This window comes from Lentzea sp. NPDC037011, from assembly GCF_055607425.1.
Window position 1 is genome coordinate 28,079 of the sequence record NZ_JBVJRT010000022.1, and the last position, 22,854, is coordinate 50,932.

22 protein-coding genes are annotated in these 22,854 nt (G+C 72.5%); 12 read left to right on the forward strand and 10 right to left on the reverse strand.

Going from position 1 to position 22,854, the window contains the following annotated elements; translation table 11 throughout:
• Entirely contained in the window at positions 1-951 is a 951-nt protein-coding gene (locus tag ACZ7CH_RS38980) for a threonine ammonia-lyase (protein ID WP_360388013.1), read from the reverse strand.
• A 159-nt stretch (positions 952-1,110) separates the two neighbouring features.
• Here ACZ7CH_RS38980 and ACZ7CH_RS38985 point away from each other — a divergent pair, with 159 nt between their 5' ends.
• The gene (locus ACZ7CH_RS38985) at positions 1,111-2,691 is read left to right on the forward strand and encodes a GTP-binding protein (RefSeq protein ID WP_470376245.1); all 1,581 of its coding nucleotides are present in this window, start codon (positions 1,111-1,113) and stop codon (positions 2,689-2,691) included.
• Here the strand turns inward: ACZ7CH_RS38985 and ACZ7CH_RS38990 are convergent.
• Both ACZ7CH_RS38990 and ACZ7CH_RS38995 read right to left on the reverse strand, forming a co-directional pair.
• Positions 2,682-3,266: a hypothetical protein gene (locus tag ACZ7CH_RS38990; protein ID WP_458433090.1), complete on the reverse strand. Its 585-nt coding sequence runs from the start codon at positions 3,264-3,266 to the stop codon at positions 2,682-2,684. The genes ACZ7CH_RS38985 and ACZ7CH_RS38990 overlap by 10 nt on opposite strands.
• 22 nt (positions 3,267-3,288) lie before the next feature.
• The gene (locus ACZ7CH_RS38995) at positions 3,289-3,987 is read right to left on the reverse strand and encodes a hypothetical protein (RefSeq protein WP_470376246.1); all 699 of its coding nucleotides are present in this window, start codon (positions 3,985-3,987) and stop codon (positions 3,289-3,291) included.
• 79 nt (positions 3,988-4,066) lie between these two features.
• Between ACZ7CH_RS38995 and ACZ7CH_RS39000 the strand changes: the two genes are divergently transcribed.
• Positions 4,067-5,485, forward strand: a complete 1,419-nt coding sequence (locus ACZ7CH_RS39000; RefSeq protein ID WP_470376247.1) for an amidase — start codon at positions 4,067-4,069, stop codon at positions 5,483-5,485.
• A 111-nt stretch (positions 5,486-5,596) separates the two neighbouring features.
• On the opposite strand, the gene ACZ7CH_RS39005 is transcribed toward ACZ7CH_RS39000, so the two are convergent.
• From ACZ7CH_RS39005 to ACZ7CH_RS39025, 5 genes are all read right to left on the reverse strand, one after another.
• Complete coding sequence (locus tag ACZ7CH_RS39005; RefSeq protein ID WP_470376248.1) at positions 5,597-7,282, reverse strand: RICIN domain-containing protein; 1,686 nt, start codon at positions 7,280-7,282, stop codon at positions 5,597-5,599.
• Positions 7,283-7,568: 286 nt separating this feature from the next.
• Complete coding sequence (locus tag ACZ7CH_RS39010) at positions 7,569-8,663, reverse strand: alpha/beta hydrolase fold domain-containing protein (RefSeq protein WP_470376249.1); 1,095 nt, start codon at positions 8,661-8,663, stop codon at positions 7,569-7,571.
• Between the two features lie 82 nt (positions 8,664-8,745).
• Positions 8,746-8,916: a CsbD family protein gene (locus tag ACZ7CH_RS39015; protein WP_360388041.1), complete on the reverse strand. Its 171-nt coding sequence runs from the start codon at positions 8,914-8,916 to the stop codon at positions 8,746-8,748.
• A 295-nt stretch (positions 8,917-9,211) separates the two neighbouring features.
• Positions 9,212-9,796: a DUF4232 domain-containing protein gene (locus ACZ7CH_RS39020; protein ID WP_470376250.1), complete on the reverse strand. Its 585-nt coding sequence runs from the start codon at positions 9,794-9,796 to the stop codon at positions 9,212-9,214.
• A 134-nt stretch (positions 9,797-9,930) separates the two neighbouring features.
• On the reverse strand, positions 9,931-10,788 hold the full coding sequence (locus ACZ7CH_RS39025) for a LysR family transcriptional regulator (protein WP_360388048.1): 858 nt from the start codon (positions 10,786-10,788) through the stop codon (positions 9,931-9,933).
• Positions 10,789-10,858: 70 nt separating this feature from the next.
• Here ACZ7CH_RS39025 and ACZ7CH_RS39030 point away from each other — a divergent pair, with 70 nt between their 5' ends.
• Positions 10,859-11,755, forward strand: coding sequence for a DMT family transporter (locus ACZ7CH_RS39030; protein WP_470376251.1), 897 nt, complete (start codon positions 10,859-10,861; stop codon positions 11,753-11,755).
• A gap of 15 nt (positions 11,756-11,770) precedes the next feature.
• On the opposite strand, the gene ACZ7CH_RS39035 is transcribed toward ACZ7CH_RS39030, so the two are convergent.
• Positions 11,771-12,499: a hypothetical protein gene (locus tag ACZ7CH_RS39035; protein WP_470376252.1), complete on the reverse strand. Its 729-nt coding sequence runs from the start codon at positions 12,497-12,499 to the stop codon at positions 11,771-11,773.
• Between the two features lie 163 nt (positions 12,500-12,662).
• Between ACZ7CH_RS39035 and tatA the strand changes: the two genes are divergently transcribed.
• The 8 genes from tatA to ACZ7CH_RS39075 all read left to right on the forward strand — a co-directional run bounded on the left by tatA (position 12,663) and on the right by ACZ7CH_RS39075 (position 20,875).
• The gene (gene tatA / locus ACZ7CH_RS39040; RefSeq protein ID WP_470368410.1) at positions 12,663-12,962 is read left to right on the forward strand and encodes a Sec-independent protein translocase subunit TatA; all 300 of its coding nucleotides are present in this window, start codon (positions 12,663-12,665) and stop codon (positions 12,960-12,962) included.
• Between the two features lie 107 nt (positions 12,963-13,069).
• On the forward strand, positions 13,070-13,672 hold the full coding sequence (locus tag ACZ7CH_RS39045) for a flavodoxin family protein (protein WP_360388059.1): 603 nt from the start codon (positions 13,070-13,072) through the stop codon (positions 13,670-13,672).
• Positions 13,673-13,692: 20 nt separating this feature from the next.
• Entirely contained in the window at positions 13,693-14,475 is a 783-nt protein-coding gene (locus ACZ7CH_RS39050; RefSeq protein WP_360388061.1) for an isocitrate lyase/PEP mutase family protein, read from the forward strand.
• 498 nt (positions 14,476-14,973) lie between these two features.
• Positions 14,974-15,957: an aminotransferase class I/II-fold pyridoxal phosphate-dependent enzyme gene (locus tag ACZ7CH_RS39055; RefSeq protein ID WP_470376253.1), complete on the forward strand. Its 984-nt coding sequence runs from the start codon at positions 14,974-14,976 to the stop codon at positions 15,955-15,957.
• Complete coding sequence (locus ACZ7CH_RS39060; protein ID WP_470368408.1) at positions 15,954-16,955, forward strand: polyprenyl synthetase family protein; 1,002 nt, start codon at positions 15,954-15,956, stop codon at positions 16,953-16,955. Before ACZ7CH_RS39055 ends, ACZ7CH_RS39060 begins: the two co-directional genes overlap by 4 nt.
• Positions 16,945-17,949, forward strand: coding sequence for a UbiA family prenyltransferase (locus tag ACZ7CH_RS39065; protein ID WP_458433077.1), 1,005 nt, complete (start codon positions 16,945-16,947; stop codon positions 17,947-17,949). Before ACZ7CH_RS39060 ends, ACZ7CH_RS39065 begins: the two co-directional genes overlap by 11 nt.
• Entirely contained in the window at positions 17,946-19,613 is a 1,668-nt protein-coding gene (locus ACZ7CH_RS39070; RefSeq protein ID WP_470376254.1) for a prenyltransferase/squalene oxidase repeat-containing protein, read from the forward strand. The genes ACZ7CH_RS39065 and ACZ7CH_RS39070 overlap by 4 nt, the downstream gene beginning before the upstream one ends.
• Positions 19,610-20,875: an FAD-dependent oxidoreductase gene (locus ACZ7CH_RS39075; RefSeq protein ID WP_360388072.1), complete on the forward strand. Its 1,266-nt coding sequence runs from the start codon at positions 19,610-19,612 to the stop codon at positions 20,873-20,875. The genes ACZ7CH_RS39070 and ACZ7CH_RS39075 overlap by 4 nt, the downstream gene beginning before the upstream one ends.
• A gap of 2 nt (positions 20,876-20,877) precedes the next feature.
• Here ACZ7CH_RS39075 and ACZ7CH_RS39080 read toward each other — a convergent pair whose 3' ends face one another.
• Positions 20,878-21,882, reverse strand: coding sequence for a methyltransferase (locus ACZ7CH_RS39080; protein WP_470376255.1), 1,005 nt, complete (start codon positions 21,880-21,882; stop codon positions 20,878-20,880).
• A gap of 139 nt (positions 21,883-22,021) precedes the next feature.
• Between ACZ7CH_RS39080 and ACZ7CH_RS39085 the strand changes: the two genes are divergently transcribed.
• Positions 22,022-22,852, forward strand: coding sequence for a TauD/TfdA dioxygenase family protein (locus ACZ7CH_RS39085; RefSeq protein ID WP_360388078.1), 831 nt, complete (start codon positions 22,022-22,024; stop codon positions 22,850-22,852).
• Positions 22,853-22,854 lie beyond the last annotated feature (2 nt).

Here is a 22,854-nt window from a genome sequence, read left to right on the forward strand (position 1 = left end):
TCAGCCCACCCAGCCCCGGTAGGCGTCAGGGTCGACGTTGCTGCCGCAGATCACCATGACGACGTGACGGCCCGCGAACCGCTCGCGGTCCTCCAGCACGGCCGCCACACCGAGCGCCGCTGACGGCTCCACGACCAGGCCCGCGTGCTCCAGGAGCAGTCGCATGCCCTCGATGATCGGGGGTTCCCGGACGAGGACGGCGTCGTCAGCCACCTGGAGGAGGTCGTCGAGGACCTCGGGGATGGGGAACCGGCCCGCGACGCCGTCGGCGATCGTGTCGGCCGAGCCGGTCGTGACGACCCGGCGTTCGTGCCACGACCGGGTCAGCGCCGGGGCGCCCGCGGGCTGCACGCAGACCACCTCGGCAGCGGGCGCCTGCGTCTTCACGACGTGGCCTACGCCCGTGGCCAGCGCACCACCGCCCAGGGCGAGCAGGACGGCGTCGAACTCCCGGCCCAGTTCGAGACCGATCGTCGCGGCGCCCTCGCACGTCTCGACGTCCAGGCTGTCCTCGAGCAGCCGGATGCCGCGTTCGCCCGCGATGTGCGCGGCGCGTTCGCGGGCCAGCTCGAAGTCACCGTCCACCAGCTCCAGCTCCGCACCCAGCGCGCGGATGCGGTCGAGCTTGGCGGCAGGTGCCCGCACGGACGCCACGACCGTCACGGCGAGGCCGCGGCGGCGACCGGACCAGGCCAGCGCCTGGCCGAGGTTGCCCGCGCTGGCGCACACCACGGCCGTGCGCCCCTGTTCGGCGAGCAGGCCGGTGACGAGCTCGGTGCCGCGGCCCTTGAAGCTGCGCACCGGGTTCGCCGTCTCCAGCTTGATGCTCACCGCGCAGCCGAGCCGGCGCCCCAGCGCTTCGCACCGGTACAGCGGCGTGTCGAGGTAGACCGGGTCGATCCTGCGGCGGGCCGCCCGGATCCGGTCGAGGTCGAGCCGCGTCTTGAGCACACCGGGATCGTATCGAGCAGGACTGACAAATTCCGTTGCGCAGCGAGCCGCTGACTGGTCCACTGCGCGTGGCCAGTCGTCCGGACGAGGAGAGGCACATGCGCGAGGCGTTCGTGTTCACCCAGAAGGTATTCGTTGCCTATCTAGAGGACATGACGCTTGTCTCGCACCCTGAACCTCGGAGTTCTGGCCCACGTCGACGCCGGTAAGACCAGCCTAACCGAGCGGTTGCTGCACACCGCCGGTGTCATCGACGCACTCGGCAGCGTGGACGCCGGCAACACGCAGACCGACTCGCTCGCGCTCGAACGGCAGCGCGGCATCACGATCAAGTCCGCCGTCGCCTCGTTCGCCGTCGGCGACGTCGTGGTCAACCTGATCGACACGCCCGGCCACCCGGACTTCATCGCCGAGGTGGAGCGGGTGCTCGACGTGCTCGACCGCGCCGTGCTGGTGGTGTCCGCGGTGGAAGGCGTGCAGGCGCAGACCCGCGTGCTCATGCGCACGTTGCAGCGCCTGGAGATCCCGACCGTCGTGTTCGTGAACAAGATGGACCGCCGCGGCGCCGACGGCGACCGCGTGGCGCGCGAGGTGGCGCAGGAGCTGGCCACCGACGCGCCGGTCTTCTTCGGGTCCGCGATCACCGGTGACGGCGTGGCCGAGCTGGTCGCCGCCGTCACGTCGTCGGTGCCGGACGACGACGCGGCCGGCGGTCCGTTGTCCGGCACGGTGTTCAAGGTCGAACGCGGCCAGGCGGGGGAGAAGGTCGCGTTCGTGCGGCTGTTCTCCGGGACCGTGCGCGTGCGTGAGCGGGTGCGGATCGGTGACCGCGAAGGGAAAGTCACGTCGATCGCGGTGTTCGACAAGGGATCGGCGCCGCGCCGCGCCACCGCCGTGGCGGGGCAGATCGCGAAGCTGTGGGGCCTCGACGTCCGCATCGGTGACACGATCGGCACGGCTCACCGCGACCGCGTCCGGCACTTCGCGCCGCCGACGCTGGAAACCGTCGTGGAGGCGGACGACCGGGTGGCCCTGCACTCCGCGCTGCGCCAGCTCGCCGAGCAGGACCCGTTGATCAACCTGCGGCTCGACGGCGACGACGTCGTGGTGTCGTTGTACGGCGAGGTGCAGAAGGAGGTCATCGAGGCCACGCTCGCCCTGGAGCACGGCGTCGCAGTCCGGTTCCGCGACACGAGGACGATCCGCGTGGAACGTCCTCGCGGCACGGGGGAGGCGGTGCGGGTGCTCGGTGAGAGCCCGTACGCGGCCACCATCGGGTTCCGGGTTGCGCCGGGGCCGGAGGAGTTCCGGCTGGAGGTGGAGCTGGGCTCGTTGCCGCTCGCCTTCTTCAGGGCCACCGAAGAGGCCGTGCGGGACGCGTTGCGCGCCGACCGCGTCCACGGCTGCACGGTCACGATGACGCACTCCGGGTACTGCTCACCGGTGAGCGTGGCGGGCGACTTCCGCAGCCTCGCGCCGATCGTGCTGCGGGAGGCGTTGGAGCGCGCGGGAACCGTGACGTGCGAACCGGTGCACCGCTTCCGGCTGGAGGTCCCGCCGGACGCGCTCGCCGCCGTGCTCGTCGCGCTGGGCAAGGTCGGCGGAGTTCCGCTGACGACGACCGCGACCGTCCTCGAAGGACACCTCCCGGCGGCGAGGGTGCACGAGCTGCAACGCCGGCTGCCCGCGCTGACCCGTGGGGAGGGTGTGCTGGAGAGCGAGTTCGACCACTACGCCTGAGGAGTCCTGGTCCACAGGCTGATGTCGCTGCTCGTCGCCACCACCAGCGTCGCGCCGGAGGGCGAGAAACCGGCCGCGCGCAGCTCGGAGTAGTTCGCGTGGAAGACCTGCCACCACGACTCGCCGTGCGCCCCGCTGAAGAAGGGGCTCCCGGTGGACAGCAGCACCCGGTGGCTTGGCCAGTCCGGGCTGACGACGTCGACCGCCCACCCCGGAGCACCGGTGTGCAGGCCGCCGCCGTCCAGCCCGGCCATCGGCACGCGGAGGTGCGCGACCGGCCCGATCCCCTGGCACGTCAGGTCGTCCTCGACCCACCCCGACTCGTCGTCGCGGTCACGGGCCAGCCGTTCGCCGGTGGTGGTGTCGAACAGACCGAGCCCGGTCGAGGACGCCACCAGCAGCAGATCGCGGCCGTTGCCGGGGTGGGTGGCGAACCCCACGGCGAGCAGCCCGCCGATGGCGACCATGTGGTCGTCCGCCGGTCGCCACGGTGCGGGCGCGGGTACGGTCGGCGCGGCCAGGACCCTCGCCCGCAGGTCCAACTGGTAGTCGCTGAGCGCAAGCTCTTCCGGCATTGCGCGAGTGTGCCGCAGCGCGTCAGCCACGACGTGTCGCACGCCGGTACTCGTGGTGCAGCTGAGCGAACCGCACGGGGTCGACCGCTGCCGGGTCGTCCAGCAACCTGACCAGCGCTGCTCCACCGCGCATCTCCAGCACGTCGGCGCCCAGCCGGTCCAGGACGGGCGCCAGCACCCGGCGGCGTTCGGCGCCGAGGTAGGTGAACCAGCTCAGCCATTGCGGCACCGGGGTGGTGTCGTCGAGCGGCTTCCGCAGCTCTGACCAGATCTGCTCCAGCGACCACTCGTCCTCGACGCGCCCGAACCGCCCACCGAACTCGGCCGCGACGGCGAGCCACAGCTCGGTGAGCGCCCGGTGCAGCGCGCGGAACGGGTCGGCGTCGGCGACCGGGGTCCGCCGGCAGTGCACCGAGTCCAACGACATCGACATGGAGTCGTCTCCACCACCCGGCCCGGTGGACAGCCAGACGTCCACTTCGGACGCCGTCCACAGGTTGGTGGCGAATGATCCCGAGACGAGGCCCTGCACGAGCTGTGCCCGGTCCACGACGCGGTGGTCACCCTCGCGACCCGGCGACTTGTCGAAGCCGTTGATCCCTCCGCCCGGCCGCAGCGGCGACAGCCCGAACCCGTCGGCGAGGGCCAGCAGCCGTTCCACTGCCGCCTCGTCCCACGTCCCTTCAGGCAGAACCAAAGTCCACGACCAGTTCGATCCCATGTGAACACTTTGTCATGGCCGACCCGTTGCGCGAAAACCGGTTTTATGGCTTTCCCGGCGGAGGGTTAGCGTCGAATTCATGGATTGGAACCTGCGATCGGCCGAAGAAATGCTCGCCGCCCTGCGCGCCGGTGACGTGACCTCCGCGCACCTGACCGACGAGGCGATCACCCGCATCGAGCGGCACGACGCGGCGATCAACGCGATCTGCGCACCGGACTTCGACCGCGCCCGCGCCGCCGCTCACGCCGCGGACCAGGCCCGTGCCCGCGGCGAGGACCGGCCACTGCTCGGTGTGCCGGTGACGGTCAAGGAGTGCTTCAACGTCGCCGGTCTGCCCACGACGTGGGGGATGCCCGAGCACCGGGACCACGTGCCCGCGGAGGACGCGGTGCAGGTGTCGCGGTTGAAGGCGGCGGGGGCGGTGGTGCTCGGCAAGACCAACGTCCCGCTGGGACTGCAGGACATCCAGAGCTTCAACGCCATCCACGGCACCACCAACAACCCCTGGGACCACACCCGCACCTCGGGCGGTTCCTCCGGCGGTTCGGCTGCCGCGCTGGCGTGCGGGTTCGGTGCGCTGTCCATCGGTTCCGACCTCGCCGGCTCCCTGCGCACCCCCGCGCACTTCTGCGGTGTGTACGCGCACAAGCCGACCGTGGGGCTGGTGGCCAGTCGCGGCATGGTCGCGCCCGGCGAGCCGGCGTTGCCGGTCGAGCTCGACCTCGCCGTGGTGGGGCCGATGGCGCGCACCGCCGGCGACCTGGGGCTGTTGCTCGACGTGATGGCCGGGCCGGACCCGCTGACCTCCGGCAAGGCGCACACCGTGAACCTGCCTCCTGCGCGGCACGAACGGCTCTGCGACTTCCGGGTGCTGGTGCTCGACGAGCATCCGCTCATCCCGACCGGTGTGGCCGTGCGGGCTGGTGTCGGCCGTGTCGCTGACGCGCTTGTCGCTGGTGGCGCTCGGGTTTCGCGGCACAGTGCGTTGCTGCCGGATCTGGTGGAGGGCGCGCGGCTCTACACGGAGTTGATGTTCTCGAGTGCGGTGGCGCGGTTTCCCGTGGAGCAGCTGAGGGCGCGCGTTGCCGGGTTGAGTGCGGACGACCACGGGCTTGACGCCACTCGACTGCGTGCCATGGTGTTCAGCCACCACGACTGGCTGGCGGCACACAACCGCCGGGAACGGCATCGGCACCTGTGGCGGCAGTTGTTCGGTGAGTTCGACGTCGTGGTGTGCCCGGTGACGCCGACTCCCGCGTTCCCGCACGACCACAACCCTGACATGTTGGGGCGGCGCATCGAGATCGACGGGGTGTCGCACCCGTACTTCGACCAGCTGGTGTGGGCGGGGGTGGCGACGATGCCCGGGTTGCCTGCCACGGCCGTGCCAGCGGGGCGGTCTGATGAGGGGTTGCCGGTCGGGGTGCAGCTCATCGGGCCGGCGTTCGAGGACCGCACGCCGTTGCGGTTGGCCGAACTCCTTGAGCAGAACTGACCAGCCCCAGGGTGGACCGCGCGTTCCGGTTCAAGGGCAAGCACGCCGGGCCGCGCACCGCAGGGAGCTGGATCGTCCCGTCCGCGGTGCGCGGCCCGGCTGAGTGGTGCGTCAGAGGACGACGGGCCTGCCGCCGAGGGTGACGACGAGCCTGCCGTCGGAGGCGAACGACCAGCCGAGGCTCCCGCTGTAGGCGGAGCACCGGGAACCGTTGCTGCCCGACCAGAACTGGTTGGAGGAGTCGGCGTTGCCGACGACCTTGTCGTTGCTCCCGCTGCCGCTGCGGCAGGAGGTGTTGGAGCGGAACACCGAGCTGCCCGCGTCGAACGAGAAGTTGCGCTCGTCGTTGTCGATGCTGAGGTTGCTCGACACGGCCATGGAGCCGGTGTTGCGGTTGTAGGTGAAGCCGTGCTTGCCGTTGTCGTAGGCGATCGTGCGGCTGATGGTGTGGTTGACGCCGATGTCCTCGCCGCCGAGCTTGAAGCCGTTGCGGTCGCCGTTGCCGGCCTGGCCGCCGTTGCTCAGCGTGCCGTTCTTGAACGCCAGCGAGTCCTCGATGGTGACCGCGCCGATCGGGCCGGTGTCGGACTTGGTGTAGAGGTCCCAGCCGTCGTCGATGTTGTTGTGCGCCACGGAGTAGCGGAACACGTTGCCGGGCCCGGAGGTGAGCTTGGCCGCGAACCCGTCCGCGTCCTCGCCGTCGGAGTCGGCGTTGTCGTGCGACTCGGCGCTGAGGATCAGGTTGTGGGACGGCCACTGGTCCTTCGGCGTGGTCGACAGCATCCGGGACAGCTGCAGGCCGGTGTCGCGGTTGAAGCGGGTGACCGTGCGCTCGAAGATGTTGTAGCTGCCGCCGATGAAGATGCCGTTGTCGCCGGCGCGTTCCACGACGACGCCGTACACGTGCCAGTACGAGCCGTTCACCGCCAGGCCGCGGTTGGCCGGGTCCTCGGTCTGCGCCGAGAAGTTCAGCACCGGCGTCTCGCCCTGGTAGGCCGTCAGCTTCTTGCGGGCACCGGCGGTGCCGTTGTTGGTGGGCGGGATGGTCACCGTCTGCGCGAAGTTGTACGTGCCGCCGCGCAGGAAGATCGTGCCGCCCGCGGCCACGCGGGGGAGCGCGGAGGTCAGCGTGGTCGGGTCGGAGATCGTGCCGGACGCGCCGTCACGGCCGGTCGGTGACACGTACAGCGCGTTGGCCGGTGGTGTCCCGGTGGTGGTGGTGGTCGTCGTGGTTGTGGTCGTGGTGGTGCTGGTGGGGCCGCCGCTGGTCGGGGAGAGCGTCCACTGCTTGGTCGTGGCGCCGTCGCACGAGTTCGTCTGGATCAACGCACCCGGTGCCGTGGCGTTGTCCTTGACGTTCAGGCACTTGCCGCCGTTGGCGTTGACCAGGCGGTGATCGGTGCCGTTCGGCGTCAGCGCCCACGTCTGGCTCGCCGCACCGGTGCACGTCTCCAGCTGGACGGGCTTGCCCGCGCTGGTCGAGGCGTCGCGCACGCCCACACACAGGCCGCCTGCGGTGATGCGGACGCCGCCGCTGACCTCGGTCAGCACCCACTCCTGACCGGCGCAGGCCTGTTGGCGCAGCTGCGTTCCGCTCGCCGGGCTCGTGCCGGCGTCGAGGCACTGACCGCTGCCTGCGTTCTTCAGCACATAGGTGCCCGCGGCGTTCGCGTTCGCCGCGATGGTGGGCCACGCCGCAAGCGCGGTCACCAGCGCGACGACGGCGCCACCCGACACCAGTCCGGCACGGACCCGGCGTTGCCGCGCCAAGCGCGCGGGCTGTTCCGAAATTCCCACGGGAACTCCACTTCTCAACGGTGAGAGGAAGATTTTTCGGTCGAATGCGCGGCGGGTTTCCCGTCGGATGCTAGGAGCGTTCTCCGTGCGCGGTCAACGGCAAAAATGCGTGGTCAGGTCGATGTGTCCCAGTCGAATGCGTCGAATGGCCAGGTCATCGGCGTTCGAATGGATCATCTTTGTTCGCCGGGTGGATATGCGCTGGTCACACTCGTGAACAGAATGGTTGATTCCTCGGTTCACCACCGTGAATCTTGCGTGCTTTCGTTGTTCTTTTCTCGCGGCGTCACGGCCGGAGACCGGCGGCGAAGCGGTGCACGCTTCCGACGACCTCCGCGTACAGCTCCGGAACCGCCTCGCGGAACAGCAGCTCACCCGCGTGGCACAGACCCGCCACCGTCCGCACCGCCGACTCCACCCCCGCCGCGACCAGGGTGCGGTGGTAGGCCAGCCCCTCGTCACGCAGCGGATCGAGCTCGTTGACGACGACGGCGTGCGGCGGCAGCCCGGCCAGATCGCCGGCGGTCGCGCGGTAGGGCCAGCACAGGGGATCGGTGCTGTGCCGGGCGCCGGGGTCGTACACCTCGGCGAGGATCGCGGCGCCCTCGCAGGAGATGAGGTACCCGTCGTTCTCGACGAGCGACGGCAGCTCCGCCTCGCGTTCCTGCGCGGGGGCGCCGTACCTGCCCGAGATGAACGGCACCATCGCGCAGACGCCGTCGACCGCGGCCAGCCGCCCTTCCCGCTTGGCGCGGATCGCGGTGGCCAGCGCGAGGTTGCCGCCGCCCGACTCGCCCGCCACGGTGAGCGCGGAGACACCCAGCTCCGCGCGGTGCCCGTGCACCCAGTCGAGCGCCGCGGCGCAGTCGTCGAGCCCGGCCGGGAACGGGTGCGCACCGAGCTCACCGCCGCCGTTGCGGAACTCGACGGCGACGACGACGAGTCCGGTGGCGGCCAGGTCGTCGTAGAACGTGGTGTAGACGGGCCACGAGCCCTGCAGCATCACCATGGCGCCGCCGTGCAGGTACAGGACACCGGGCAGCGGACCGGAGGAGTGCGCGGGCCGCGTCACGTACAGCCGGAGCTCGTCGCCCGCCGGACCGGTGATCGTCTCGGTGTGGTGTTCCAGCCCCGGCACCGGTTGCCCGTCACCGAACAGCACGGCGTGGAACCGCTCGTTGTCCGCCTCCGCGGCCGCGACGAACGCCAGCAGCTGCTCCCGCGGGGCGTCGGGGCCGAACGGCGCAGGGCCGGCGTTCCTGCCCATGCCGTGCGACGTCAGCGCTCGGACGAGCCGCGGGTCGGTGCGGGGGTCGGTGAGCAGGTTCCGTGCGGGATCGCCCAGGCGGCCGGGCCGTTCCGCTGTGCTGTCCGAGGTCATCGGCACGCCTTCCTGCGCCGTCGCCCGAAAACGACTGTGTCCCCCGCACGTGCGTGCGGGGGACACAGTCGAGCACATCGGCCTACTTGAAGGCGTCCTTGACCTTCTCCACCGCTTCCTTCAGGTGGCCCTTGGTCTGGTCCGCCTTGCCCTCGGCGCGCAGACCTTCGTCGTCGGTGACGTTGCCGACGCCTTCCTTCACCTTGCCGGTGAGCTCGTCGCCCTTGGCTTCCAGCTTGTCATCGGCGCCCATGAGGTCCCTCTTTCCGTTGCCTGAGCTCACGTCTGAACGTCTCTCCGGGGATACCCGCACCGCGGGACTTGAAACACCTGCGGTTCGGGTCGAGTGTCCCCAGTGGACCGGTCAGAGGCTCATCAGCAGGTAGTACAGCGTGCTCAGCACGAGGGCTGCGGCGATGACGACGGCGGTGATCCTGATCCAGCGCTGGTTCATGGTCGCTTCCGTGCTCGGCGGCGGGACTGCACGCCAGCCTGACGGACGCGGTCCCGACTGGCAAGGACCACCGTCGAGTCAGGACTGGACCGGGTCAGGACTGGACCGGGCCGACGGACATGGTGGCCTTGTCCGCGGCGGAACAGGCCTGCTGCTCCTTCGGCACGAACAGGGCCGCGGTCTCACCCGGCGGGTAGATCCGCAGACCGCGCACGTCGGTGGGCGCGCACTCGGCCGGGTCGTAGACGCCGGCGTTCGTGATCGTCACGAGGCTCGACGCGCTCGCGCCGGGTTGCAGCGTCACGGCCGCCGGTTCAGCGCCCTCGCGGGTCGCAGGTGCGCCGACCTGAGTACCCGTGTCACCGGTCACGAACGAGACGCCGGGAAAACCTTGCAGGGTGCACGCGGCGGCGCCCTTGTTCGTGAACGCCAGGAGGTAGCGCATCTTGTTCATGCCACCACCGCCCTGGTCCGGGTTCAGGGCGAGGCCGAGGTCGGCTGACCGGCACGCGGCCGGGCCGGTGGAGACGGCCTGCCGGGTGGTCTGCGGGGCCGGGGCGTCCGGTGAGGGCGTGCCGGACGTGGTGGGGGCGGGTTCTGCCGAGCCGCCGCTCTGTCCGGTGCAGCCGGCCAGCAGGGCGGCGGTCGCGGTGAGGGTGGCGAAAGCGATGGTGCGCACGGTGGGCTCCTCCCGGTTTCGTGCATCGGCCGGGGCATGCCCTGCCTGCCATCGGCCGCACACATTTGTTGAAGCTCGTCACAACCACACCGGTCGTCCGGGGAGGAGCAGGCCGGAAACGGACACCGCTCGTCTCAGGTGGCGTGGTCGCGGACGGAGTCCACCAGGGCCGTGACGGCGGGGTGCCACTCGCGACCGGCCGGGCCGCTGAGGACGAGGGTGCGCACGACGGGCTCCCGCAGCGGCAGCATGACCAGGTCCGCCGGCAGCATCGACGCCACCAGGCCCGGCACCAGCGACACGCCGACGCCCGCGCGGACCATCGCGAGCAGCGTGCCCAGCTCCCGCACCCGGTGCCGCGGGGTGAACGGGTGGCCGGTGTGCGCCTGCCGCACGTGCCGTTCGCAGCCACCGCGGGAGAGCAGGAACGGGTCGTCGGCCAGGTCCGCGACGCTGACGTGCGACTGGCCCGCCAACGGGTGGTCGGTGCGCAGCAGGGCGTGGAAGGTGTCCTCGCCGACCTGCGCGCCGTGGCCGGGTGGCGGGTCCACGAGCACCGCCGCCTCGACCGTGCCGCCGGCGAGCCACTCCGCCACCTCGTCGTCCTCCCCCTCGAACACCCGCACGGCGACCTGCGGGAACTCCGCCCGCCACCGCGTCAGCAGGTCCGGCAGCAGGCCCTGGCAGACGGTCGGCGGCGCCGCCAGCCGGACCGTGCCGCGCACCCCGCCGCGACGGCGTTCGGCCAGGTCGGTGATCGCGGTCGACGCCGTCACCGCGGCACGGGCGTGGGCCAAGACCTCCTGGCCGAACGCGGTGGGCTTGGTCCCTCCGCGCCGGGACAGGACCGGGTGGCCCAGCGAGCGCTCCAGGGAGGCGACCGCGTGCGAGACCGCCGACTGCGTGATGCCCAGCGCGTCAGCGGCCGCACCGAACCCGCCCTCGTCGGCCACCGCGAGGAACGCCCGGAGCTGGGCGAAGTTCAGGGTCATGAGCCTCTCTCATGCTCGGCTGATCGTCACTTGTTGGACTCATGATGCCCCGCCGGGTGATGCTCCCGCTGTGGGATCGACTGGGAAGTTCGTGCTGCTGTCGGCGATCTGGGGCAGCAGCTTCGCCTTGATCAAGGTCGCGGTGGACGCGGGGGTGCCGCCGGTCCAGGTCGCGCTGGCGCGCTGTCTGTTCGGCGCGCTGGCGCTGTGGCTGATCTGCGCGGTGCAGAAGGCGGCGGTACCGCGTGACGCGCGCACCTGGGGACATGCGGCCGTGGTCGCGGTCCTGCTCAACTCGGTGCCGTTCACGCTGCTCGCCCTCGGTGAGTCCACAGTGGACTCGGTGCTGGCGGGGGTGCTGAACGCGACGACACCGTTGACGACGCTGGCCTTCGCGTTGCTCGTCGTACCGGGGGAGCAGGTGACGAGGACGCGGCTCGCGGGGCTGCTGCTCGGTTTCGCGGGTGTGCTGGTGCTGCTCGGGGTGTGGCGCGGGCTGGACGGCGACGTGCTGGCCGGCGGCCTCGCCTGCCTGGGAGCCACCACCTGCTACGGCGCCGGGTTCGCCTGCACCCGGCGGTTCCTGTCCGGCGTGCCGCACCGGGCGAGCGCCCTGTCCGCCGTGCAGATCACCTGCGCCACCGCCCAGCTGGGACTGGCCGCGCCGCTGCTGTCGGGGCCGCCGTCCTGGCCCGGCTGGTCCGCGCTGCTCGCACTGCTGGTGCTGGGCGCGGCCGGCACGGGCTACGCGTACGTGCTCAACCTCGACCTGATCCGGGCGGCCGGTCCCACGGTCGCGGCCTCGGTCACCTACGTGACGCCGCTGTGGTCCACCGCGCTCGGTGCGGTGCTGCTGGCCGAACCGGTGGGGTGGCACACCGTCGTGGGCGGGGCGGTGGTGATCGGCGCGATCCTGCTCACCCGGCAACCGGCGCGGCGGCCCCGTGCGGCGACCACGGCCGGATGACCGGCACCGGTCGGATCACTTCTCCGGCGAAACGGCCCCCGCGTGCCGAGCTGTCCCGCGGTGCGCGGTCAGCCAGGTCAGCGCGCGCTTGCGGATGGTGCGGGTACCGGCCCGTTCGGCGAGGTAGTGACCGGCGAAGCCCAGCAGCGGCAGGGAGCCCAGCACGCCGAGGAACCGGCCCCCGGTGGGCCGGCTGCCCAGCAGCGAGTCGATGCCGCGCAGCTCCTGGGCGAGCCGCCACAGGGCGCCGCCGAGTCCCGCCTTGCCGCGGCTGGGCGGAGCCGTGGTGGTCTCCGCGCTCGTGAGCTGCGCGGGGAGCGTGCGGTCGAACAGGACCGCGGCGAGCAGGCGCGTGCGGGTGTCGGTGTCGGTGACGCCGCACTCTCCCGCGATGGCGCAGAGGATCAGGCCCTGGGCCGCGCTGCCGAGCAGGTCCTGCACGGGCAACCGGCTGGCGAGCACACCGCCCAGGCCGGGGATGGCGGTGACGGCGGCGGTGAGCCTGCCGAACGGGCCGGTCCACCAGCGGACGCGCCGCGCGGTGTCCATCCGAGCCCAGGCCGCGGTGCCGGGGACGCGCAGCACGACGACCCGGCGCAGCACCCGCCTGGGCAGGCTGAGCGGTGTGTCGGCCACGACCTCGCGCGGCCCGGACCTGCGCACGGCGTCCAGGGCCGGCGAGGCGGTGCGGACGAAGGTGCGCAGCACCGCTGTCAGGTGCTCGTCGGAAACCGTTGCCGGCATGGTCACTCCCGCGATCGTCACATGGTGTGCGCTGAGGGGTACCCACACCTGCGCGGCTCATCACGTGCCGCGCGAGGGGAGGACGCGCCGGTTTTCCGCGCTACCCGCGGAATGTCTGTTTTGGACTGTGTGACGGTGGTCGCCGAACGCAGATGCTCCTGCGGTGCAACGTACTCTCGACAACGGGTCCGACGAGAGGGAGCAGAAGCGCATGGGAAACCTGGGAGCAACCGAGCTGCTGATCATCGGTGCGGTCGTCCTGCTGTTGTTCGGCAGCAAGAAACTGCCGGAGATGGCACGCTCGCTCGGGCGTTCCGCGAAGATCCTCAAGGCCGAGTCCACCGGTCTGCGGCACGAGGAGCCGACGCCGGACCCCCACCAGGTCGCCCGGCTCCAGCAGCAGGTCGACGACCTCCAGCAGCAGTTGAAGAACGCACGAAGGAGTGCCGACCCGACCGGCTGATCGTGCGCGCGGGGGTGTGGGCGGACGTTTCGGACCGGTGTCCCACGGGGACTCAGCGGGCACGCGCCGGTCGTCGGTGACCAGGTGCGCCAACGTGGAGGTTCTCGATGCGTGCACTGGCCCTCGTCTGCAGCCTGAAGCCCTCGCCCGCCCCGTCGAGCAGTGAGCTCATAGCGAACCAGCTGCTGGCGGAGCTGCGGGCGCACGACGTGACCGGCGAGGTGGTCCGGGTGGTCGACCACGACGTCAAGCCGGGTGTCGAGGCCGACATGGGCGACGGGGACGCGTGGCCCGCGCTGCGGGAGAAGATCGGCGCGGCGGACGTGCTGATCCTCGCCACCCCGACCTGGATGGGGCATGCTTCCAGCGTGGCGCACCGCGTGCTGGAACGGCTCGACGCCGCGTTGTCGGAGACCGACGACGAAGGGCGGCCCGCGATGTTCGGCAAGGTCGCGCTGGTCGCGGTCGTCGGCAACGAGGACGGTGCGCACAAGATCGTCGCCGACCTGTTCCAGGCGCTCAACGACGTCGGGTTCTCGATCCCGGCCCAGGGGTGCACCTACTGGAACGGCCAGGCCATGCAGACCGTCGACTACAACGACCTGGACGAGACGCCGGACGAGGTGAAGTCGACCAACGCCACGGCCGCGCGCAACGCCGCGCACCTGGCCAGGCTGCTGCGCGCCGACGGTTACCCGGCCGTGTCCTGACCGTCCTCCGAGAGGAACCCGTGCCCGCCGACCCGTCCGAGCTCGCCACCCGCCTGCTGCGCCTGCACACCGACCCCGAACTGCTCACCGTGGTCAACGTGTGGGACGTCATCACCGCCGAGGTCGTCGCCGGCGTCCCCGGCACGAAGGCGCTGGCGACCGCGAGCCACTCGATCGCCGCGAGCCGCGGCTACCCCGACGGCGAGCAGATCCCGGTCGAGGAGATGATCGCCGAGGTCGGGCGCATCACCGCCGCGACGGAGCTGCCGGTGACCGCCGACCTGGAGGCCGGCTACGGCGACCCCGGTGACACCGTGCGCCGCGCCATCGCCGCCGGCGCGGTGGGCGCGAACCTGGAGGACCAGCTCAAGCCGCTGCCCGAGGCCGTGGCGGCCGTCGAGGCCGCGATCAGGGCGGCGAACGCGGAGGGCGTTCCCGACTTCGTGCTCAACGCGCGCACGGACGCGTTCGTGAAGGCGGGTGACCGCGACCCCGCCGAGGTGCTCGCCGACGCCGTCGAACGCGGGCGGGCGTTCCTCGACGCCGGCGCACCGGTGGTCTTCGTGCCCGGCAAGCTGGACGAGGACCAGATCGGCACGCTCGTCGAGGCGTTCGGCCCCCGGCGGCTCACCCTGATCGGCCTGCCCGGCCTCCCGGCCCTCGCGCGGCTGCAGGAGCTGGGCGTGGCCCGCGTGTCCTACGGGCCGCTGTCCCAGCGGGTCGCCCTGACCGCGCTGGCGAAGCTGGTCGAGGCGGTGCACCAGGGCGGTGGTGTGCCGGAGGACACCCGGCCGCTCAACTGAGCGCCCGCACCGGGACGAACAGCCATCGAATGCTGCCCGGCAGCGCCCCGGCCGGGTGACGGACCGGGACGAGAACCGGAACGGAAGTCATTCGGACGGCGGTATCCAGCCGCTACCCGCGCATGGACCGGCCGGTACCGTAGTCGCCCCGCTCCCGCATCCGGGTAGTCCGCGAAATCTCGATAGGCGGCCATTCGGCTCCCCTTCCGACGTCAGGCGTGTCCGCGCAGCCACCGCATGGTGCCCGCGCGGGCACGCCTGACCGCGTTTCGGCACGTCGCCGGAATCCCAATTGAGAAATGCGCAGCCGGCCGGATGCATTTTCTGCACTTGACTCGGCAGGAAGCGGAGTTCTAAGCGCGTGCGCGCGTAAAGGTTTCACCGGCGTTAAGCGGACGTTTGTCCCGGTGGTGGTGTTGACGTGCCAGGAGGGCGATTGTAGGTTCGAAATCACGCCCTCTCCGGGAGGTTTGCGAATTGAGTCGAATCATTCACCAATTGGCGTTGAACGAAAATCATTGGCCTGCGCTGCCGGGTGTGCGCGAGGCGCTGGTGAACTCGCTCGCCGACGTCAACCTGACCGGTGACGCGCTCGCCGCGGGACTGGAGCGCAGGCTGGCCGCCGACCTCGGCACGACGCCGGACCGGGTCGTCGCCGGTGCGGGCTCCGGGGCGCTGCTGCAGCAGTTCCTGACCGCGCACTGCGCCCCCGGCACCTCCGTGGTGCACGCGTGGCCGTCCTTCGACCTCTACCCGCTGCTGATCCGCAACGCGGGTGCCGAACCGGTTGCGGTGCCCGGCGAACAGCAGGACTTCCGCGCGGTCGCGGCCGCCGTCACCGACGACACCCGTGTGGTGCTGGTCTGCAACCCCAACAACCCCACCGGCGAGGTGCTCGGCGAGGAGTGGCTGCGCTCGCTGCTCGCCGCCCTGCCGCAGCACGTGCTCGTCCTGGTCGACGAGGCCTACCGCGAGTTCGCGGACCAGGCCGAGATCGCCGACGCGACAACGTTGTCAGCCGATCCGCGGCTCGCGGTGGTGCGCACGTTCTCCAAGTCGCACGGCCTGATCGGCCTGCGGGTCGGTTACCTCGTCGGCGCGCAGGAGGTGGTGGGACCGCTGCGGAGGGTGGCGCCGTTCCACCGGGTACCCACCGTCGCCCAGGCCGCCGCGCTGGCCGCGCTCGACGCCGGGGCCCGCATGCGCGAGCAGTGCCGTGCGGTGGCCGCGGAACGGGACCGGGTCCGCGCGGGGCTGCGGGAGCTCGGCTACGACGTCCCGCCCAGCGGCGGGAACTACCTGTGGGTGCGGCTCGGGCCGCGCAACCAGGAGTTCATCGCCCACCTCGCCGAGCACGGGATCGCGGTGCGGGAGGTCGCGGGCGGCGTGCGCGTGAGCACCGGGGTGCCGGAGGCCAACGACGCCGTGCTCACGGCGGCCCGCGCGTTCAGCGGACGGCCGGTCGAGGGGGCCGTGCGATGACGGGCACGGTGAGCGAGGCGCTGCGCACCGACGACCCCGCCGAGGCGATCCGCGCCGCCCTCGCGCGCCGCCGTCCCCGCTCCGGTGACCGGTTCGGCGAGCTCACCCACTACGCCATGGCCGTGCCGGGGAAGCTGTTGCGGCCGTTGATGCTCGTCGCGTCGGCGGAGGCGGTCGGCGGCACCGCCGAGACCGCGCTGCCCGCCGCCGTGGCCGTCGAGCACCTGCACGTGGCGTCACTGGTGCACGACGACATCATCGACGGCGACGACCTGCGCCGCGGCCGGCCTTCCGTGCACGCGCGCTACGGCGTCGCGGACGCCATCGTGACCGGTGACGCCTTGTTGTTCGACCTGTTCGCCTCGGTCGCCGAATGCGCCGCGCCGCCGCGGGTGGTGATGGCGGTCGTCGCCGAGTTCGCCCACGCGGGCGGTGACCTGTGCCGCGGGCAGGTGCTGGAGTCCACGATGGTGTCGCCCGGCGCCACCCGGCCCGGCAGCGCGCTGGAGGACTACCTCGACGTCGCCGCCGCCAAGACGGGGGCGCTGTTCCGGGCCGCGTGCCGGGCGGGCGCGCTGCTCGGCGGCGGCTCCGCGGGGCAGGTCGACCAGCTCGGCGACTACGGCCACCACACGGGCGTGGCCTTCCAGATGCACGACGACCTGCTGCCGTACCTCGGGGCGGGCACGTCGGGCAAACCCGACGCGAGCGACGCGGCCAACCTCCGTCCCACGTGGCCGGTGCTGCTCGCGCACCGCGAGGGCCGGCCGGAGCACCGCGCGGCCGTGGAGACCGCGCTGTCGGGTGCGCTCGAACCGGAGGAGACGCTGGAGCTGTTGCGGTTCGCGGTGACCGACAGCGGTGCGCTGGACGAGGCCCGCCGCGGCGCACACGACCGGTCCCGGCTCGCGCTCGCCTGCCTGCGGGGGCTGCCGGGCGCGGCCGCCACCGACCGGCTCGCGGCCATCGCCGAGATCGCGGTCGACCGTGACCGCTGAGGTGCGCGCGCTCCAGGCCACCGGGCACGCGGTGCGGGAGCGGGCACTGGCGCACTGGCAGACCTGGCGGCCCTACACGACGTGCTACCCGGCCCTGCTCGGCCTCGCGGGCGTGCTGGTCGCGGGCGGTGACCGGCCGGCGGAGATCGCCGCCGCAGTGCTGGCCCCCGTGCTGGGCTGGCTCGCCGGTCACTACCTCGGCGACCACTTCGACCGGCACCTCGACGCCATCGCGAAACCGCAGCGGCCCATCCCGTCCGGGCGGCTGTCACCCGCCGCGGCTCTGGCCACCGGCATCGGCTGCGCGGTCGTCTCGCTGGCCGTGGTCGTCGGGTTCAACTGGCGCGTGCTGCCGTTCTTCGCGCTGGCGGTCGGCGGGATCGTCGCCTACAGCGCCGTGTTCAAACGCCTCGGGTTCAGCGGGAACCTCAGCCGCGGCGTGCTGTCGGCGCTCGCACTGGTGATCGGCGCGATGGTCGCGGTGCCCTGGCCACCACCGCAGCTGCTGCCCGTGGCGCTCGGGTTCCTGTTGCACGACACCGCGTCCAACCTCATCGGCACGGTGCGCGACGTCGACGGGGACCGCGCGGGCGGCTACCGGTCGGTGCCGGTGCGCCACGGCGTGCCCGCGGCGGTGCGGCTCGCCACCGTGCTGTGGGCGGCCGGAACCGCGGCGGTCGGCCTCGGCGCGCTGGTCGCCGCACGGCCCGGCGCCCAGCTCGCCCTGTTCGGTGTCGCCGTCGTGCTCGGCGGGTGCGCGCTGTGGGTGGCCCGGCCCGCGGCGCTGACCCCGAGGCGCGCGCTGCGTTCGCACGAGCTGCTCGTCGCGGAACGGCTGGTGCTCGCCGCCGCCGTGGTGGCGGGTGCGGCCGGCCCGTGGACCGCGGTGCTGGTCGTGGCACCGGCGCTCGCGTTCTCGCTCGTCCTGCAGGCCCGGATGCGCTCACGACACGAGTTCCCCGACGGGGCGGACAACAGAGGGGAGAGGTCATGACCTCGGTCGACACCGGCACCGCTGAGGAGCTGGAGACCGCCATCGCCGACGGTGCGCGGGTGCTGTTCGCCGCCCAGCGCCAGGACGGGGTGTTCGACTACGGGGCGAGCAGCCTGCGCTCCACGCTCGCGACCGCCGGCGCGATCACCGCGCTGCACTTCGCCGACCCCGGCGGTGCCGCCGACCTGATCGCGGCGGGCGCCGACCGGTTGCGCCGCACGCGCAACGACGACGGCGGCTGGGCGATGGTGCCGGGCCTGCCGAGCGAACCGGGGCCGACGGCGGTGTCGGCGGCGGCGCTGCACCTCGTCGACCCGGTCTCCAACACGGCGGAGGTCGCCGCAGGACGGCGCTGGATGGCCGACTACGGGGGACTGGAGGCGATCCCGCACCCGGAGGTCGTGCTGTGGTGCCGCCAGTTCTACGGGTTCGCCGGCTGGCTCGCCCCGCACGAGATGCGGCGGTTCCCGCTGGAGCTCGCGCTGCTGCCCGGCCTGTACCGGCGGTTGTTCGACCTGCGGCTGCCGATGGCCTCCGCGCTCGGGCTCGCCCAGACCCGGCACCGGCCGCTGACCCGCCTGCAGCGGCTGCTGGCCCGCAGGGCCGAACCGAACGCGCTGCGGGTGGTCCGGCAGGCCTTCGAGCACGAGGGGTCGGCCGGGTCGTGGTCGGAGGACGCGTGGGTGACCGGTCTCGTCTGCACCGGCCTGGCCCGCGCGGGGCTCGGCCAGGACATGGTCGACGCCGCCGTGGGGTGGTTCCGGCGCACGATGCACGCTGACGGGTCTTGGGCGACGACACCGCTGGACGCCGCCTGGACGATGTACGCGGTGCGCGGCCTGGTCGAGGCGGGCTACCGCGACGACCCCAGGCTCGCGGCGTCGCGGGACCTGTTCGTCGCCCTGCAACAGCACCGGCCGTTCCTCGCCTTCGGCTGCCCGCCGGGGTTCTGGGGCTGGTCCGGCGCGCACGGCTGGCCCGCGGTCCTCGAGACCAGCGAGATCGTGTCCGTGCTGGCGAAGCTCCCTGGCAGCGGGCAGGCCGGTGCGGTGCGCACCGCGGCGGGCTGGCTGCGCGACCGCCAGGACAGCCGCGGCTCGTGGGGACTGTGCGTGCGCAACACCAGGGTCGCCAACAGCGGCCCGTGCCCGATGACGACAGCGCAGGCCGTCGACGCGCTGCTCGACGCCGGGGTGCCCGCCGGCGACACCCGCGTCCGCAGGGCGCTGCGGTGGCTCGGCCGGGCCCAGCTGCCGGACGGGAGCTTCGAGTCGGTCTGGTACCGGGAGCACACGATGGGCACCGCCGCGGTGCTGGAGGCCTTCGCCCGCAGCGGCCGCACCGGTGACGAGACGGCGGTCCGCGCGCGGTCGTGGCTGCTCGGGACGCGCAACGCCGACGGATCGTGGGGTGACGGCCACGGCGCCCCCGGCACGGTCGAGGAGACCGGCTGGGCGGTGTCGTCGCTGCTCGCGGCAGGGGAGGAGCCGGCCGCCGTCGCGACGGGGGTGCGCTGGCTGCTCGACGCCCGCACCGCCGAGGGCGGGTGGACGCCGGAACCCGTGCACGAGTACGTGCGGCGGGTGAGCCGGTACGCCAACCCCGGCTTCACGCACGGCATGGCGTTGCGCGCGCTGGGCCGCTACCGGACGGCCGCCCGATGAGCGGGCCGGACGTCGTCGTCTGCGGAGCCGGGGTGGCCGGCCTCGCCACCGCCTGCGCCCTGGGGCGGCTGGGCCGCCGCGTGCTCGTGCTGGAGAAGCGGCCCACGCCCGCGCCCGTGGCGAAGGGCGAGGTGCTGCAACCGGGATCACTCGCGGTCCTGGCGGCCTGGGGCGTGACCGACCGGCTCGACCGCGCGGGCGCCACCCGGTTGTCGCGCCTGGTCGCCCGCTCCTCCGACGGCACGCCGCGGATGGTGCTCGACTACGGCCGGCTCCCGGCCGCGCACCCGTGGCTGCTGGCCCACGACTACCAGGCCATCCTCGACGCGCTCACCGACGCGCTGCCGGCCGCGGTGGAGGTGCGGCGGGGCGTGCACGTCCGCGACCTGCTGCGCACCGGTGGCCGGGTGAGCGGCGTGCGGTGCGACGACGGGGACGTCCCCGCCGCGCTCGTCGTGGCAGCCGACGGGATCTCCTCACGGCTGCGCGCCGCCGCCGGGCTCACCGCCGCGCGGCACGACTACCCGCACCGCCTGGCGGCGTTCGAGCTGCACGACGTCGACGACGTGGAACCGGACTTCTCCGCCTACGTCACCGACGGCGGGTTGCGGCTGCACTACCCGTTGCCCGGCCGGCGGGTCCGGCTCTACGTCCAGGTCGCGCCGGACGAGCTGCGCGGGCTCGACCGGGACGGGCTCGCCGGGTGGGCGGACCGGGTGCTGGCCGGATGTTCCGGGCTCGCGCCGCTGGCAGGGCCGTTCCGCGCCGGTCTCGACCGCAGGCAGGTGCTGCCGGTGTCCCGGTCGACGGCGCCCGCCCTCGTCGCGCCGGGCTTCGCGCTGGTCGGGGAGAGCGGCCACTCGGTGCACCCGATGGCCGCGCAGGGCATGAACAGCTCGATCGCCGACGCGCACGAGCTGGCGACGGTGCTGCGCCAGGGCGGGACGCTGGCGCCCGACGTGGTCGACCACGCGTTGCGCCGCTACGACGCCGCCCGCAGGGAGAACCTCGCCCACATCGGCCGGACCAGCCACAACGCCGCACGGATGATCACGACCCGGTCGTGGGTCGGTGCCCGCGCGCTCACCGGCACCGGCCGCAACGACCGCATCCGCCACGAGGTCATGCACACCATGTCCGGGCTGGGGGTGCGCCGGCTCACGCCGCTCGACCGGCTGCACCAGGTGGAGCTGCTGCCCGACCCGCGCGCGTCCCGGCTGCCGGACTGGGTGCGTGCCGCCTCCGCGGAGGCGGCACGGTGAGCTCACCCGCGGGCGTACTCCAGCACCACCAGGCCGTTCGGCCCGTCGATCCGCGCTCGCCGCACGAGACCGGCGGGCGCGGCGAGCGCGTCGAAGTCCTCCGGCCGGCGTTCCCGCCCGCCGAGCAGGGTCAGCGACTGCAGGTCGAACGACGAGTTGTTCTTCGCGTGCTCCTCGCCGGCGAGGACCTCGACCACGAGCACGCGCCCCTCGTCCGGGACGGCCTCGGCGCACCGGCGCAGGATGCGGGTGGCGTCCTCGTCGGGCCAGTCGGTCAGCACGCGGGACACGATCAGCACGTCGTAGCCGGTGGGCAGCGGGTCGAGGAAGCTGCCGCCGACGAACTTCGCCCTGCCGCCGAGGCCGGCGAGGAACTCCTCGGCCTCCGGCCTGACCTCGGGCAGGTCCAGCACCGCACCGGTCAGGTGCGGGTGCTCGGTCAGCACGGCGCCCAGCAGCGCGCCGGTGCCGCCGCCGACGTCGACCACGCTCGACACGGAGCTCCAGTCGTAGCGGGCGGCGACCTCCGGGCCGGTCTGCCAGGCGAACCCGGCCATCGTCGCCCCGAAGAACACGCGCAGCGCCTCGTCGTCGCGGTAGTCCGACCAGAAGTCCTTGCCGTGCACGACGCCGTAGGCCGACCGGCCGGTGCGCACGGCGTGCAGCATCCCGCTGTAGGCCAGGTCCATCTTCAGCCCGGGTCCTCCCGCGTCGAGCCACGACCGCAGCAGCGCGTTGCTCTCGTCGAGCAGCGCCCGCGACACCGGCGTGAGCGCGTGCTCACCGGGCGCCTGCTCGGCGAACAGGCCGACCGCCACGAGGTGGCGCAGCAGGCGGGCCAGCGCGTCCCGGTCGGCGCCGCACGCCTGCGCCAGGGCGGCCGTGGTGGTGTGCCCGTCGCGCACCAGCTCGGGCAGCCTCAGCGCGACTGCCGTCCGCACGGCGAACGGGGTGGCGAGGTCCACGAGGGCGGCGAGAGCGGCGGTACCGGAGCTGTCACTGGTCACGGCGATCCTTTCGGGAATTCCCTGGAGGTTCTGTGCTGATCTGAAGATTGCCGCTGAAAAGCGTTGGAAGCAAGCATTCAGAAGATTTTTTGCACATCCGTTCCGTGTGTGCGGAATGGTTATCAGGAATGGGTGGAAAATGACCTCTCTCGACGTGCGTCCGCTCACCTGCGCACTCGGTGCCGAAATCCGCGGCATCGCGCTCGCCGACGTCGACGACGCCCTGTTCGACCGGATCCACCGGCTGCTGCTCGAACACCTGGTGCTGTTCTTCCCCGACGCCGCCGGGCTCACGCCGGAGGACCACAAGGCGTTCGGCAGGCGGTTCGGGCAGCTGGAGGTGCACCAGCTCCTGCCGAAGCTGCCCGAGCACGAGGAGGTCGTCGTGCTCGACTCCGAGCAGGGCGCCAAGGCCGACGTCTGGCACACCGACGTCACCTACGCCCAGTCGCCGCCCATCGCCTCGGTCCTGCAGATCGCGCAGTCGCCCGCCGTCGGCGGCGACACGATGTGGAGCAACCAGTACCTGGCCTACGAGGCGTTGTCGGCGCCGATCCGGGAGCTGTGCGACGGCCTCACCGCCGTCCACGTGCTGGAGTTCGGCTCCTTCCGCAGCGAGGCGGAGCACCCGGTCGTGCGCGTGCACCCGGAGACCGGCCGGCGCTCCCTGTACGTCAACCGCATGTTCACCAAGCGCATCCCGCAGCTCACCGCCGAGGAGAGCGCGGTGCTGCTGCCGCACCTGTTCACCGTGTCGGAGAGCCCGCAGCGGGTGTGCCGCTACCGGTGGACCGAGGGCGCGGTCGCGGTCTGGGACAACCGCGCGACCCAGCACCACGCCGTCAACGACTACACCGGGCGCAGGGTCGGGTACCGCGTCACCGTCCTCGGTGACGAGCCCAAGGGCGATGGGGCGCGCTGGCCGGACCACCAGGTCACCGGCATGAGCGCGACCGCGGTGAAGGACTGAGC